Genomic DNA, 15,442 nt, shown 5'->3' with positions numbered 1-15,442 from the left:
TCGTTATCATCTTAATTTGAGCCAAAGCAAATCATTTAGCCAAGAACTCATTCATGGATTCTTCAAACGCAACTCCTTTGCAAAAATACACGCTTTACTTAATAAGTTCCCTGTTTTTGTTTTATTCCTGCAAAAGTTTGGATATCACCAATCCTGGGCCAAGTACCCCGATTCCACCGGCACGTTCGGAAGTAAATGTTTCAACTCAAATGCCACGGAATACCCTGGATCGATTGATCAATTCTCAGGTACCTCAAACCTTGCTTCAGGAAGATCAAATGGAATTGGGAAATAGCTTAGAAGGTAATCTCGAAATCCGAAGAACCGGAAAAATCACTTGGACTTCTTTGGATGATGAACGTCTCCAGCTAAACATTCCGCTAGAAATTCAAGGGGAGTTTGGTTTGAAACAAGGTGGCCTTGGCAATCTCTTTCGAAAAAAAGTCCCCATTGACCGACAAATCACTCCAACCTTTTTGATTAATCCTGAAGTGAAAGAAAATTGGTCGCTTTACCTTGATGATTTTCAACTTGTAGACCTTGGCGGTGATATGAAAATCGAAGTATTGGGAATGGGTGTGGACCTCTCCGGAACTTTGGAAAATCAAATCAATCAATGGGCTTCCCGAAATTTAGGACCTGATCAGGAGTTGCTTCCTATAAAACCTTGGGTCAATCTCTTATGGGAACAAGTAGGAAAGCCCTTTTCGGTAAATTGGGAAGGACAAACACTTGCTTTTTCCATCCGACCGGAGCAAGTCAACTTTGAGGAATATTTTACGGAAGACCATCAACTAGGCCTGCGATTAGGTTTAACCGGCATGATTCAAAATCATCCAGCCGATGCCATCCCTTCCCGTGCATTCCCCCTTCCTGATCTGAGTCCAAACTCCTCGGATGAGAACCTCCTTCAAGCGAAACTTCCATTGGGAATTGATTATGCAACCATAGATCAGGAACTGGAGAGTTTTCTCGCAAATAAATTGGTTCGAATTGATCGGAAAACAGTCATGGAATTATCGAATTTCCGGACAGGGGGATTTGGTGATTTATTGAAAATTCAAACTGATTTTAAGGCTACAAGAACCAATGGAGAAGAGATCGAAGGTGAACTCTTTGTGGTAGGAAAACCAGAATTCGATCCGGAAAACCAAACACTTCAGGTAAGAAATCTCAATTTTAAATTGATCAGTGATAACACAAAAGCGAAGTGGGCTGTCGCTTTGAAAAAGCGAAAAATCATTCGGAGGATTGAAAAAGAAACCGTCTTCCCCTTAACAGAATTATTGGAGGAAACCTCAACATCCTTTTCAGACCGATTGGGGCTTCAAACACCTTTAGCAGGGATCGAAGTCCATGATTTAAAAATCTATCCCGAGGCTTTTTATCCCACCTCTTCTCAATTGGTAATTTACATGCAGGCCATCGGGGAAATTGGAATAACCTGGAAATAATTACCGAAAAAGATGCTCATAGGTGGTAATGCCTTTTCGCTCCGCCAATTTCAGCAATTTTAAAAATAGCTGGGCGGTCAAGAACGCATCCCCACCTGCTGTATGCCGATCGTCAGGTGTAATTTGATAGCGATCACACAAGGCATCCAAACTATAATCCCGCATGGGGATCCCCTGCCAATTCACGTGCGGACCATGCTCCAGTCGTACCGCCAATTCCAAAGTATCGATCGTTCGATTGGAAAAATTCTTCAAGCCAAAGTCAAGGCAAAGCTTTTGAAGCATTTCCAAGTCAAATTTCAGGTGATGACCTACTAAAATGGCAGAACCAAAATAGGCCAATAAGTTTTGAGAAAATTCTTCGGCCTTCAATTGATTTTCCCGCTCTAACAATCCATGGATCTCAGCAGAATGTGTAGCTTCCTTTGGGGACTCGGGATACCATTCCTGCGCTGTCTCGATCCGAATCTTTAGTCCTTGAATTTTGATTCCCCCAAAGGAAATCACAAAATCATTCTTCGGATCCAAACCCGTCGTCTCTGTGTCCAAAACCACAAATTCCAATTGGGAAATTCTTCGGATTCCCGGAATGGGTTTTTCAAACAGGCGAAGGTATTCCTCCACAAAATCCTGCTTCTTGGTTTGGGATCGAAAGGGCCACCAACTCATGATCGAAAGTAATCCAATTGAAAACGAACCTGAACAATTTCCTGAAGCTCCTGGATGGGAGAAAAAGAGTTCTTCAGGAGATTGCGCTGGATTTTACCCAATTTTTCGGGAGCTATAAATCGCCCACTGTTCCGCTCTTGCAAGCCCTCCAAGGCTCGCATCCGCATCAAAATCTCATAGGCTTTTGCAGCTTGAATGAACAAATCTCGATAGTTTGGTTCTAGCTCAGAAAGTTTCTCAAAACGTTTAAAAGTATTGTTAATTCCCGGGATCCCATGATACAAAATCAGCAAGCGGGCAAGGTCGGTTAAAGGCAACATCGCCCGGGCCTTAATATCAAATTGATCCCGATGTTCACCCGATTTTTCGACTAGAAAATTCCTAAAAAAGCCCAAAGGTGGTGGGTTCTGCAGGGCATTTTGAGCTAAGAAATTGAGGAAAATAGGCTTCTTCTTGATTTCATCAAAAATATGACTGGTAAGTTCATCCCCTAAAGATCGGGTACCTGCCACTACCCGAAAATCAAAAAAGATAGAAGATTTCATTAGTGCCTCGGGGCTCGGATGAAGAATCCATTCGGAAAATTGGGCTTTCCAAGAAGAAATAGGCAATACCCATTTCGAGTTGGAAGCCATAATCTCTCCCGGACAGGAGGCAAATCCGCAAGCTAGAAGCGTTTCAACCACATAGGTTCCCAACTCCTGAAAATAGGCTCTGGCTTTCTCCTGCAGGGATTCGGGAACCTCTCCATAAACTAAGGCATTGTCTTGATCTGTTCGAAGCAACTGCTCTTCTCTCCCTTCGGATCCCATGGAAAGGAAAGCAAAGGGAATGGATCCTACCTCCGGAAACTTGGGAATTAGCAACTTCTTTCCTTCCTCAATCGCCCGTTGAATAATCACATCATTTATCTCAGTCATGACAGCGGCCACAAAATCCATAGCAACCTCATTCTCTAAGTAATACCGAAGCATCTCTTCAGCCCGATCCCGGATTTGCCCCATCTCCTCATTACTTCTCGCATTGATAAGGGCATGAATGATTACAGCAGGGGAATTTCCCATGGAAAGGAGGACATCATGGTCTGAAAGAATCCCGCAAACAGGACTTTGGTCGGTCCCATCCTCAGTCAATACCAAATGATGCAGTCGATTCTTGATCATACTGAGGTATAACTCCGCAAAGTCGCTCTCAGGTTTTTTGGTAATGACAGGAGAGGACATGATTTCCGAGACCGGTAAACTTGTTGAAAGACCTTTGGCCAAAACCTTACTCCGTAAATCCTTGTCTGTTAGAATGCCAATTGGAAACTTAGACTCATCACAGATCACAATGCTGCTAACTTGTTGTTGATCCATCCAATAGGCTGCTTCTTGAACTGAATCAGAAGGCTTACAAGTGAGGACATTTTTTGAAATTTGGATGGTACTTTGCCCAGAAAAAATCAACAGGGAATGATCTTGTTCTTTTCTGCCAAAAACTTCCCTTGCCTTTTGTCCCTGACCTAAATCTGTACGAAAAACCACCTGTCCTGCGGCAAATCCCGCAGCGAAATACAGGGAAACCTTGGGGTTTTTCTCAAGTAGCTTTTCAAACTCCTCTACAGGTACTGCATAAATCAGGGAGTTTTCACCTGCCAATGCATCCAATACATAGGGTCTTTTTCCCAGCAAAGCCAATACTCCAAAAAGGTCACCCACATCACAGTATTCCCGGATTTGTCCTTCTTCTTGTAATAAAATTTGTCCTTCCTTGAGAATAAAAAAATGAGGATTGGCGGGCTCTCCTTTCCGAAAAAGGACTTCTCCTTTAGCCAAATAACTGATCTCAACCGATTGGGCAATCCTCAACAGGTCCCCTTCTTCCAAAAAGGAAAAAGGAGGGTGTCTCCGAAGGAACTCTGCCACGCGATTGATAATGACATTACTCATTAGAAAAGGATAGAGGATATTTTGGGGTTTTTTCTGCCAAACTGGCAATAATTTATTTGGTTAACTTTTTGTACTTGACCTTCTTCAAATTATTTAAATGAAATCATTTTCCCAATTCATCAGACCAATTAGAAGGCTCCTATGGGCCTTGATTGTGGCCTTTATGGTTGGGGTTCATAATTTTTACAAGCAGGAAATGGACTCACCTGATTCGATTGTTTCTTCCATTGAGCTTGAGGCAGAGGAGGAAGATTCCTCTCCCAAAGACTAAAAAAGGAGCCAAAAACCAGCTCCTTAATGTTCTATTTCCTTCCCTGAATAATCTGATTGACTACTTCCGGATCGAGCAAAGTACTGGTATCTCCCATGTTTTCGGTGATTCCTTCGGCTACTTTTCGAAGGATTCTTCGCATGATCTTTCCAGATCGGGTTTTCGGTAATCCTGGTACAATCTGAATTTTATCCGGCTTGGCAATTGGGCCTATAATTTTGGAAACCGTATCCTTGATTTCATTGACCAAGTTTTCCTCCGTACGATTTTTCATGTCACAAATCACGTAGGCATAAATTCCTTGGCCCTTGACTTCATGAGGATATCCTACCACCGCAGATTCAATGACAAGCGGATGCTCGTTGATGGCATTTTCCACTTCTGCCGTACCCATTCGATGGCCGGAGACATTGATCACATCATCTACTCGACCCAAGATTCGATAGTATCCGTCGTGATCCCGCTTCACCCCATCTCCTGTAAAATACATCCCCTTATAGGTAGAGAAATAGGTTTTTTGACAACGTTCATGATCTCCATAAGTCGTACGAATCATGGATGGCCATGGGAATTTGATACACAGATTTCCTTCCACTCCATTTCCTGTCAATTCTTTTCCATCCGCATCCACAATACAAAGCTGAATTCCCGGCAAAGGAAGGGTTGCATAGGCGGGTTTGGTTGGGGTGATGCCAGCAAGTGGGGAAACCATGATACCGCCTGTTTCTGTCTGCCACCAGGTATCTACAATGGGGCATTTGCCATGGCCGATATGGGTATGATACCAATGCCAGGCCTCTTCGTTGATGGGCTCACCAACAGAACCCAATACTTTTAAAGAGCTTAGATCATGCCCTTCAACTGGTTCGGTTCCAAAAGCCTGTAGAGCTCTGATAGCAGTTGGCGCAGTGTAGAACTGATTTACTTTGTGTTTTTCTACAATTTCCCAGAATCTACCCGGATTTGGATAAGTTGGCACCCCTTCAAACATTACCGTAGTTGCTCCTGCAAGCAAGGGACCATACACGATGTAAGAGTGGCCTGTAATCCATCCAATATCTGCCGTACACCAATAAACGTCCCCGGGAGAGTATTGGAAAACATTTTCAAAGGAATACTTTGTGTACACCATGTAGCCTCCTGTAGTATGAACAACCCCTTTCGGCTTGCCTGTGGAGCCAGAAGTATATAGAATAAACAGCATGTCTTCGGAGTCCATAACCTCTGCTTGATTTTTGGAAGATTGTCCTTCCACCAATTCATGCCACCAATAATCCCGTCCAACCTTCATACTGACTTCTTGGCCTGTCCGCTTGTAAACAATGACTGTTTCCACAGAAGCTTTTTCCAAGGATTCATCAACCACTGCCTTGACCGGGATCTTTTTATTCCCTCGGAAATTACCATCTGATGTTAGAACTGCCTTGGCTTTGCAATCCTGAATTCGATCTGCCAAAGCGGAAGCACTGAATCCCGCAAAAACTACTGAATGGATCGCCCCTATGCGAGCACAAGCCAACATGGCCACGGCTGCTTCCGGCACCATAGGCATGTAAATAATGACTCGGTCACCTTTTTGAATTCCTCTTGATTTCAGGACATTGGCAAATCGACACACTTCCTCATACAGTTCGCGATAGGTCAGTGTACGAGTGGCTTCATCGGGTTCATTGGGCTCCCAAATGATGGCAGGTTGATCGGCATGGGTAAAAAGTTGCCGCTCGAAAATATTTTCAGTAATATTTAATTTCCCGTTTGCAAACCACTTGACATCCGGTTTTTCAAAATTCCAGTCCAAGACCTTAGACCATCTTTTCCTCCAAAAAAAGGAATCTGCAATCCGAGCCCAAAATTCCTCCGGTTGGCTTACACTTTTTTGGTATTCATATAAATAACCGCTCAGGGTATGTAATCGGTCGCTCATGGTTCAGTAGGTTTATTGTTTTTAGAAAATAGAAATTCAATTAGTGATCAATCGCCTTCCCCGCACCTCGGGGAATTCGAATTTCCTCCACCATCTCCTGAATGGAGGCGGGCGGTGCCGGAGTAAAACGGGATACCAAAACGCAGACGATGAAATTTAAAATCATCCCGATGGATCCGATTCCCTCCGGAGATACCCCAAACCACCAATATTCAGCGGTATTTTGTTCGGGGCTGATAAATTTGAAATAGGTGATATAACCCAGTGTAAAGACCAGGCCAACCAGCATTCCGAATATTGCGCCTTCTTTATTGATTCGAGTAGAAAATATACCCAATAGGATGACAGGAAAAAAGGATGCAGCCGCTAATCCAAAGGCAAAAGCTACAACCTGGGCCACAAACCCGGGAGGATTAACACCAAAATAACCTGCCAAAATCACCGCTCCCGCAGCGGCAATTCGGGCGATCCGCAATTCCTTCTTTTCCGAAATCTCGGGACGGAAGGTTTTGAAAAGATCCCGTGAAACAGAAGTTGAAATAACCAAAAGCAATCCAGCTGCTGTAGATAAGGCTGCTGCCATCGCACCCGCAGCAACAAGTCCAACCACCCAATTGGGAAGCTCGGCGATCTCAGGGCTGGCCAATACCATGATGTCCTTGTCTATTTGCAATTCATTCGTATTAGGATCGGCAAGGTACTGAACCACCCCATCCCCATTCTTATCTTCCACTTGAATCAGATTGGTCTTTTGCCAAGTTTGCACCCAAGTAGGTAATTCGGAAATCGGCTTTTCAGAGGTACTATTGATGGCATTATAAATACCGAATGCTGCCACCGCCGGTGCCGTGGTGTATAAGATGGCAATGAAAACCAAGGCATATCCTGCCGAAAGACGGGCATCCTTTACTCGCGGAACCGTAAAAAAGCGAACAATCACATGGGGTAAACCTGCCGTTCCAACCATCAAGGCCAAAGTAATCATGAACATATCGGTCATACTTTTTCTACCATCCGTGTAGGCTGCAAAACCCAGATCATCGAGTACTCCGTCCAATTTATCGAGGAGAGAAACACCTGCTTCCACTTCTCCTCCGAAACCCAATTGGGGGATTGGATTCCCGGTCAACTGCATGGAAATGAAAATCGCAGGAACCATATATGCAAAAATCAATACACAATATTGCGCTACTTGCGTGTAGGTGATTCCTTTCATTCCTCCTAATACTGCATAAAAAAACACGATAATCATCCCTATGACCACGCCCCATTCAATTGGAACTTCCAAGTAGCGGGAAAAGACAATTCCAACTCCCCGCATCTGCCCAGCCACATAAACAAAGGAGATAAATAGGGCACAAATCACGGCCACGACTCGGGCTGTATTGGAATAATAGCGATCCCCTACAAAATCAGGGACTGTGAATTTTCCAAATTTTCGAAGATAAGGAGCCAATAGGAGTGCCAAGAGTACATAGCCCCCCGTCCAGCCCATCAAGTACACGGAGCCATCATATCCTGCAAAAGCGATCAAACCCGCCATTGAAATAAAGGAAGCGGCCGACATCCAGTCTGCTGCTGTAGCCATCCCATTGGCAAGAGGAGAAACCCCACCTCCTGCAACGTAAAATTCCTTGGTAGAGCCTGCCCGGGACCAAATCGCTATCCCAATGTAAAGAGCGAAGGTCAGGCCTACTAATAAATATGTCCAAGTTAAAATCTCCATCATTTTTAGGGCTTATTCCTCATCTACATCAAATTTCCGATCGAGACGATTCATCCAATACACATAGGCAAAAATCAGCAGCACAAAAACATAGATCGATCCCTGCTGCGCAAACCAAAAGCCCAATTTAAATCCTCCCAAAGGAATGGTATTGAGCTCCTCCACCCAAAGAATTCCGAATCCAAAAGAGACCAAAAACCATATCAGTAGTAGGACTACCAAGGTTTGTAAATTCTTTTTCCAGTAAACTTTTGTTTTATGTTTTGGGTCTAATGGCATAGCTTTTTTGGCCGGAAGCCAGTTTTGTCCCTATAAAGTAGCAGGTACTTCTAGGGATTTCCAACCCCTTTTCTATAAAAATTTGAAATTTTGAGAGGACTTTTTAAAAAAAATAAGTTTTCCGCTGTCTAGATCAAAAACTCTGAAATAATCGCCAATCCAGCAGCTAAAAAACTCACCAAAAGCTTGTTGAGCTGTAATTTGTGATGAGGGCTACTTTCAAAAAAGATCGTGGTTGAAATATGAAGGAAGCCTCCCGAAACTAGCCCAAAAAGCACCCCGATCCATTGCTTTTCCAATAGGCCACTTTGGAAAATATAAGTACTGGAAAGCATTCCTAAAGGAGAGGCCAAGGCAAAGACAATCAGCAATACGAGGGTCCATCGCTTTGTCAACACTTGGGAAAGTACCGCCGCCAAAGCAAAAGCCGCTGGCCCTTTGTGCAGGATAATTCCAAGAAGTAAGGTATTTTCATTATGAACATGCCCACCGGATTCACCCATCAGCGAACCATGAGAAAGGAGCGTTCCTTCCAAGAATGCATGAATGAAAAGCCCCAACATGATGGTCAACACCCCTTTTGACTTGGGCCCATGCGGAAGGTGAATGTGTCCATGCTCAATCCCACTGGACAAAAACTCAAGTAACTGCTGAAGCAAAAAACCGATCAGGATATATAAACCCATCTTGGCACTGTCAAAATCACTCTCAAAAAGCTCCGGAATGATGTGCAAAATCGTGATCGAAAACAGATAAGATCCTGCAAAAACCAAGAAAAGCTTAAAATACTTTTCCTTAAAAGCTGGCGCAAAAAACACCAATGAACCTGCTAAAAGGACTGTGAAAAAAAGAAGAATGAAATTTATGACCATGCTGTGACAGGACCCTTAAGAAATAGGTCTTGCTTGTAAACCGCCACAAAGGTAAGAAAATTCAATAATGTTGCATTTATTTACCTGTCATTGGAAAAGGTAACGCTTTTATTCCGTCATAAAGGACAAGAAAGGTTTCAAACTTTCACTCACAAAGCTTTGATAGGACCCATCTTCACCACTGTAAATCAAAAACACTTCTATCTCTTCCAGTTTTTCATCAAGCGCAATGGCCTTTTCCAATCCCATGACCATCATAGCAGTGGCAAAGGCATCTGCGGTCATACAATCGGGAGCCAGGACAGTAGCCGAAAGAAGATTATGTCTTACGGGAAATCCAGTTTTTGGATCGATGGTGTGGGATATTTTCATTGAATCACGCACATAAAAATTGCGGTAATTCCCGGAGGTAGCCATGGCTTTATTATCGAGCGCAATAATGGAATAAAGATCGGAGGAAGACGCATTCTCTTCAGGACGATTAACGCCTATTTTCCAAATCTCTCCTTTATCATTCACCCCTCTAGCCACCAACTCGCCACCAATTTCTACCAGGTAGTTTTCAATTCCTTTTGAGGCCAATAATGCTGCTACTACGTCTACACCTTGCCCTTTGGCAATGGCTGAAAAGTCAAGGTAAATGCCATTTACAGATTTTCGAACTTCAGTATCATCAAACCGAAGCTTGTCAAAACCAACCTTGGAAAGCAAATTTTGGATATCCACCGAGTCTTTCAACTCCGGCCCGCCTGGTCCAAATCCCCAAACATTCACTAAAGGCCCTACTGTCGGATCAAAAGCACCTTCCGTTTCTTGGTAAACTTCCTTGGAAGCTTCCAAAACCTGCGGAAGGAAGGGCAATTCAAACACCAAGCTATCTTGTTGATTGAAGCGGCTAATCTCTGAATCTGGGATATAGGTAGACAAGCTCTGATTAAAAACAACCAATAAGGAATCTACCTCATTTTTAAAGTTCCGACCCTCCTCATCCAAATAGGTGATTTGATAGGTCGTACCCATGGTTTGTCCAGTGATCGTAATTCTCTGAACTGCGGTCTCCTGCCGGATAGGAAGATCAACTGCCCCTTGGTCACGATTCCGCCAAAGGTAAACGGCTAAGACAAGTAACAACAGGACTAGGGAATAAAGGATGTTTTTTTGTTGGTTGGATCGCATGACTTCCGAAAATAGCTGTTTCAAATTTAGGGCATTTTTTAGGGAAGCATGAATTCATGTCCGGGAAAATCTAATCGTCCACATGGGTAATTTTCTATATTTGTGACAAAGCAAACACATGAGAGAAGACTATCTAAGTGGTGATGAAGAAAGCCTAAGTCCAAAAGACCGGGAATTTGAACGAGCGCTGCGTCCCTTGAATTTTGATGATTTCACAGGGCAAGCCAAAATCGTGGAAAATCTCAAAGTCTTTGTCCTCGCCGCCAAAAAGCGAAGCGAGCCTCTCGATCATGTCTTGCTCCATGGCCCTCCCGGATTGGGGAAAACTACGCTCAGCCACATCATCGCAAATGAGTTGGAGGCAGGTATTAAAATCACTTCGGGACCTGTTTTGGATAAACCTTCAGACCTTGCCGGGCTGCTCACCAATTTAGAAGAGGGAGATGTACTTTTTATCGATGAAATCCACCGGCTTAACCCCATTGTAGAAGAATACCTCTATTCTGCCATGGAGGATTTTCGAATCGATATCATGTTGGATAGTGGTCCCAATGCCCGCTCAGTGCAGATTTCACTCAGCCCCTTTACCCTCATAGGTGCGACCACCCGTTCCGGATTGCTAACTTCTCCGCTTCGGGCACGCTTTGGGATCAATTCTCGATTGGAATATTATGATGCTAAACTATTGACTGATATTGTGAGCCGTTCCGCAGGTATTTTGGATACCCCGATCGAGGAAGTTGCCGCCTTTGAAATCGCCCGAAGAAGTCGAGGAACACCTCGAATTGCCAATATGCTCTTGCGAAGAACCCGGGATTTTGCGGAAGTAAAAGGAAATGGAAAAATCACCTTGGATATCGCCAAGATTGCACTGAATGCACTCGACGTTGATGAGCACGGGCTGGATGAAATGGATAACCGCATCTTGCTGACCATTATCGAAAAGTTTAAAGGCGGACCTGTCGGACTAGGAACTATTGCAACGGCTTGTGGAGAAGAAGCCGAAACCATTGAGGAAGTATATGAGCCTTTTCTGATACAGGAAGGCTACATGAAGCGCACTGCCCGCGGAAGGGTAGCTACCGAATTAGCTTATAAACATCTCAAAATCAAACCAAATCCCGGAATGGGAAGCTTATTTGGGGATTAAAGCAAACTCGCCGCTTCGCTATCCAAAAACCAAATCAAATTCCCGCTTTCAGGATTTACCAAACTGGCTGGATAGGCTTTGGCGCTCAGCTGGTTTTGAAGGATTTCCTGCACTTTCTCAGCCTTTCCCTTTCCGGTTACCAAAAAAGCTACCGCTTGGGCATGGTTGATAATTCGGCCAGTCAGAGAAACCCGAATCTGTCCCGACACCGGATGGGCAACTGCCACACAAGAAGTCGGAGCATCCCATTTTGCAATGGAATCGGGAAAAATGGAAGCCGTATGGCCATCATCGCCCATTCCTAAAATCACCAGGTCAAACTGAGGCAAGCCATCCACAGAAGGCAAGTTTTCCGCCAACACATTCCCGTAGCGGATCGCTTCTTCCTCAGGTTTATTCTCCCCAAGGATTCGAAAAATATTCCCCGAAGGAATATCAATTTTGGATAGCAAGTGGTCTTGGGTCATTTTAAAATTGCTCTCAGTGTCAGTGGGTGGAACACAGCGTTCATCCCCCCAATAAAAATTGACCTTTTTCCAGTCGATTTTATCGCCGAAATGTGCAGCTAACTCATCAAAAACAATCTTGGGCGTACTCCCTCCGGAGAGTGCAATATTCACTTTAGCTTTGGCGGCAATCAAGTCTACCAAATACTCACAAAAGGCATGGGCTACGGCCTCCTTAGATTCAAAAATTCGGGTTTCCATCAGTTGATATTTTTCTATTAGCAAAGAATGCAGAATCCTGTCTCATCAGTCAAATGATTTCCCGGATTTCTCCAACCAAAACTATCTTCGATCATCTCGTCAGAATTGCGTGGGCCCCAGGTACCTACAGAATAGCCGTAAGTGTTGACGGCAGGATTATTTTCCCAGCATTTCAAAATCGGATCTACGAATCGCCAGGCTGCCTCCACTTCATCCGCCCGGGCATAAAGCGTGGTGTCCCCTTGCATCGCATCCAAGAGTAAGCGTTCGTAGGCATCCATCACCTGAGCAGATTCGAGATCAGAATAGTAAAATTCCATATTTGCCTGATCCACATGGAAGCCCAACCCTGGAACTTTCACTCCAAATTTGATCAGGATTCCTTCATTTGGCTGGATTCGGATGATGAGTTTATTGTCTTTTCTGTAGGCATCCTGACTTATAAAGACCTCGTGAGGAGGAGTTTTAAAGTGAATGACTGCTTCTGTCACCTTGGTAGGCATGGCTTTGCCGGTTCGTACGTAGAAAGGAACTCCCTTCCATCGCCAGTTGTCCACATAAAATTTAATCGCCGCAAAAGTTTCTGTGGTCGACTCCGGATTGACTCCTTCCTCTTCACGATACCCCTTGTATGTTCTCCCCTCAATTTCAGTGTTCACATATTGTCCGCGAAGGGTGTTTTTGATAATTTCCTCATCCGATTTCATGATTCGGAGAGATTTCAAAGCCTTCACTTTTTCATCCCGAATTTCCTCCGCATCTGCACTGATCGGAGGCTCCATCACGATAAGAGAAACAATCTGAAGCAAGTGACTTTGGAACATATCCCGCAAAGCGCCAGACTTATCATAATAACCTCCACGTTTTTCTACGCCAACGGTCTCCGAATTGGTAATCTCTACATGGTGAATATAACGTCGATTCCAAAGTGGCTCAAAAATGGAATTGGAAAAACGAGTCACGAGGAGATTCTGCACCGTCTCCTTTCCCAAATAATGGTCAATTCGATAGACCTGCTTTTCATCAAAATAATGATGCAGGGTGTCATTGAGTTTTTTCGCAGACTCCAAATCGTAGCCAAAAGGTTTTTCCACAATCAGTCTCCTGAAACCACCATTTTCCTGACTAAGCTGTGCCTCGTTGAGGTTTTTAGCGATAGTCCCATACAAGCTAGGAGGGGTAGAGAGGTAAAAAATATAATTGCCCTCGGTTTGGTACTGTTGATTTAGCTTGTCAATCTTTTGAGCTAGATCCTCATAACTTCTTTCGTAATCACTACCCAAATCATGATAGTGAAATTTTTCTGCAAAGGCCTTAATGAATGCATCTTCCTGCTTCGCAAGGGCTCTTTGCAGGAAATGGCTTTTCCAGATGGATTTATCTCGAAACTCTTTATCGGAAAGATTGCTACGGCTCACCCCAAGCACTGCAAAGGATTCGGGAAGATGTCCTCCTTTGTACAATTCGAAAATAGCTGGAATGAGTTTACGAGTAGTCAGGTCACCGGATGCCCCGAAGATTATCAGCATCTGGTTGGGTATTTTTTTCATCGGGTGCAGACTAGTTTAGGGAAGTGACACATGGATAGCGGATAGAATCAAGGTTTTTTACCAAAATCCAGCAAGACATCAATCAATCGGTTAATTTTGGATCCGTGCACAAAAATAAGTGTATTTGTGAGAATCCGAGGTAGATGGAGGTAAGAGTAGCAAGTATTTTAAAACAGAAAATTGACGAAGATGCAAAACGCACAATATGATTTTGGATTGATCGGCCTAGGTGTTATGGGGCGGAATTTTATTCTGAATGTCGCAGACCATGGTTTTTCGGCTTTTGGCTATGACCTAGACCGGGAAAAAGTGGATGCCCTGAAGGCTGAAGGGGGAGATCTCAAGAAAGTCGATGCCACTCAGGATTTAGCCAATTTTGTACAGGCTCTGCGCAGTCCACGAAAAATCATGTTGCTGGTTCCAGCCGGTAAAATCGTCGATCAAGTCATTGATCAACTGCTTCCTCATCTTGATCAGGGAGACATCATCATCGACGGCGGTAATTCATTTTTCACCGATACAGACCGTCGGGATGCTTACTTGAGCGAAAAAGGAATCCATTTCTTCGGGTCAGGCGTATCCGGAGGAGCCAAAGGGGCCCGGCGTGGGCCGAGTATCATGCCGGGTGGAAACCGTGAGGCCTATGAGCATGTGCGCCCCATCTTCGAAGCAGTCTCTGCCAAGTATCAAGGCGAACCTTGCGTCGCTTACCTGGGTCCCAAGTCTGCGGGTAACTATGTGAAAATGGTGCACAATGGCATCGAATACGCCATGATGCAATTGACCTCTGAAGTCTATGACCTGTTGCACCGTGCAGGAGGACTAAGCAATGATGAACTCCATCAAGTATTTGATTCCTGGAACAAAGGACGATTGCAATCCTTTTTGGTGGAAATCACAGCGGAGATTTTCCTCAAGGAAGATGACTTGGGAACAGGGCGTTTGGTGGATGTCATTCTTGATAAAGCCAAGCAAAAAGGTACCGGAAAATGGACCTCTCAAAATGCTATGGACTTGGGTATTCCTGTGCCTACCATCGATATGGCTGTGAGCATGCGGGAAATTTCTGCCTTGAAGGCCGATCGGGAAAAAGCAGATGCTCTCTATACTCGTCCGGAATTACCAGGCTTGGAGAAAGCAGAACTGATCGCTTCCTGTGAAGAGGCTCTGTATTTTGCTTTTATAATTTCTTACACCCAAGGCTTGCATCAATTAGCGGCGGCCTCCCAAGAATATGGCTACGAACTGAACCTATCCCAAATCGCTAAAATTTGGCGGGCGGGATGCATTATTCGGGCCGGTTTGTTGGCAGATATTGCAGAAGCTTTTGAAGAAAACTCGAGACTGGAAAACCTGCTTTTGGCTCCAGCCTTTGTGGAAAAGGTTCAGAAAACCCTTCCTGCCGTTCGTAAAACGGCCATTCAGGCACTTGAAAGGGGTATTGCCATGCCGGGCTTGATGACAGCCATCAGTTACTTCGACGCTTTCACGAGCGGGCGTCTGCCACTGAATCTAATCCAAGCCCAGCGGGACCACTTCGGTTCCCATACCTACGAACGTACCGACCGGGAAGGAATATTTCATACCGAGTGGTAAGTCGAAAAAGCAAGAAATCAGAAAAGCTTCAAGGGAAACCTTGGAGCTTTTTTGTTTGGACGGGTTTATAAAAAAAGTTTTTAAGTGCCTGATTATGAATAATTCCCTAAATTGTTTCACGTTCAATTTTTATTCGG

At 44.3% G+C, this 15,442-nt stretch carries 13 protein-coding genes; 4 read left to right on the top strand and 9 right to left on the bottom strand.

Annotated features, from left to right (window positions below; translation table 11 throughout):
* Positions 1-53: 53 nt before the first annotated feature.
* Positions 54-1,454: a DUF4403 family protein gene (locus HWE15_RS12535; RefSeq protein ID WP_290507881.1), complete on the top strand. Its 1,401-nt coding sequence runs from the start codon at positions 54-56 to the stop codon at positions 1,452-1,454.
* Here the strand turns inward: HWE15_RS12535 and HWE15_RS12530 are convergent, their stop codons facing one another.
* The gene (locus HWE15_RS12530) at positions 1,455-2,123 is read right to left on the bottom strand and encodes a PolC-type DNA polymerase III (protein WP_290507880.1); all 669 of its coding nucleotides are present in this window, start codon (positions 2,121-2,123) and stop codon (positions 1,455-1,457) included.
* Complete coding sequence (locus HWE15_RS12525; protein ID WP_290507879.1) at positions 2,120-4,054, bottom strand: DUF294 nucleotidyltransferase-like domain-containing protein; 1,935 nt, start codon at positions 4,052-4,054, stop codon at positions 2,120-2,122. Before HWE15_RS12525 ends, HWE15_RS12530 begins: the two co-directional genes overlap by 4 nt.
* Before the next feature lie 97 nt (positions 4,055-4,151).
* Between HWE15_RS12525 and HWE15_RS12520 the strand changes: the two genes are divergently transcribed.
* Entirely contained in the window at positions 4,152-4,325 is a 174-nt protein-coding gene (locus HWE15_RS12520; RefSeq protein ID WP_202615339.1) for a hypothetical protein, read from the top strand.
* Between the two features lie 31 nt (positions 4,326-4,356).
* On the opposite strand, the gene acs is transcribed toward HWE15_RS12520, so the two are convergent.
* The 5 genes from acs to HWE15_RS12495 all read right to left on the bottom strand — a co-directional run bounded on the left by acs (position 4,357) and on the right by HWE15_RS12495 (position 10,302).
* Complete coding sequence (gene acs, locus HWE15_RS12515) at positions 4,357-6,249, bottom strand: acetate--CoA ligase (protein WP_290507878.1); 1,893 nt, start codon at positions 6,247-6,249, stop codon at positions 4,357-4,359.
* Positions 6,250-6,289: 40 nt separating this feature from the next.
* Complete coding sequence (locus tag HWE15_RS12510) at positions 6,290-7,975, bottom strand: sodium:solute symporter family protein (RefSeq protein WP_290508004.1); 1,686 nt, start codon at positions 7,973-7,975, stop codon at positions 6,290-6,292.
* Positions 7,976-7,987: 12 nt separating this feature from the next.
* Complete coding sequence (locus HWE15_RS12505; RefSeq protein ID WP_290507877.1) at positions 7,988-8,254, bottom strand: DUF4212 domain-containing protein; 267 nt, start codon at positions 8,252-8,254, stop codon at positions 7,988-7,990.
* Positions 8,255-8,382: 128 nt separating this feature from the next.
* The gene (locus tag HWE15_RS12500; RefSeq protein WP_290507876.1) at positions 8,383-9,126 is read right to left on the bottom strand and encodes a zinc permease; all 744 of its coding nucleotides are present in this window, start codon (positions 9,124-9,126) and stop codon (positions 8,383-8,385) included.
* Between the two features lie 108 nt (positions 9,127-9,234).
* Positions 9,235-10,302 carry an FAD:protein FMN transferase gene (locus HWE15_RS12495; RefSeq protein WP_290508003.1) on the bottom strand — a complete coding sequence of 356 codons (1,068 nt, stop codon included), beginning with the start codon at positions 10,300-10,302 and terminating at the stop codon, positions 9,235-9,237.
* Between the two features lie 118 nt (positions 10,303-10,420).
* Here HWE15_RS12495 and ruvB point away from each other — a divergent pair, with 118 nt between their 5' ends.
* Positions 10,421-11,452: a Holliday junction branch migration DNA helicase RuvB gene (ruvB, locus tag HWE15_RS12490; RefSeq protein WP_290507875.1), complete on the top strand. Its 1,032-nt coding sequence runs from the start codon at positions 10,421-10,423 to the stop codon at positions 11,450-11,452.
* Here the strand turns inward: ruvB and pgl are convergent.
* Positions 11,449-12,159, bottom strand: coding sequence for a 6-phosphogluconolactonase (gene pgl / locus HWE15_RS12485; RefSeq protein WP_290507874.1), 711 nt, complete (start codon positions 12,157-12,159; stop codon positions 11,449-11,451). The two genes, ruvB and pgl, sit on opposite strands and share 4 nt — an antisense overlap.
* Positions 12,160-12,176: 17 nt before the next feature.
* The gene (gene zwf, locus HWE15_RS12480) at positions 12,177-13,688 is read right to left on the bottom strand and encodes a glucose-6-phosphate dehydrogenase (protein ID WP_290507873.1); all 1,512 of its coding nucleotides are present in this window, start codon (positions 13,686-13,688) and stop codon (positions 12,177-12,179) included.
* Positions 13,689-13,898: 210 nt separating this feature from the next.
* On the opposite strand from zwf, the gene gndA reads away from it, so the two are divergent.
* On the top strand, positions 13,899-15,305 hold the full coding sequence (gene gndA / locus HWE15_RS12475; RefSeq protein WP_290507872.1) for an NADP-dependent phosphogluconate dehydrogenase: 1,407 nt from the start codon (positions 13,899-13,901) through the stop codon (positions 15,303-15,305).
* Positions 15,306-15,442: the final 137 nt, after the last annotated feature.

Source organism: Algoriphagus sp. (assembly GCF_013373065.1).
Classification (GTDB): Bacteria; Bacteroidota; Bacteroidia; order Cytophagales; family Cyclobacteriaceae; genus Algoriphagus.
Note: the sequence above shows the minus strand (reverse complement) of the source record. Positions and strands in the feature narration are given on the sequence as shown.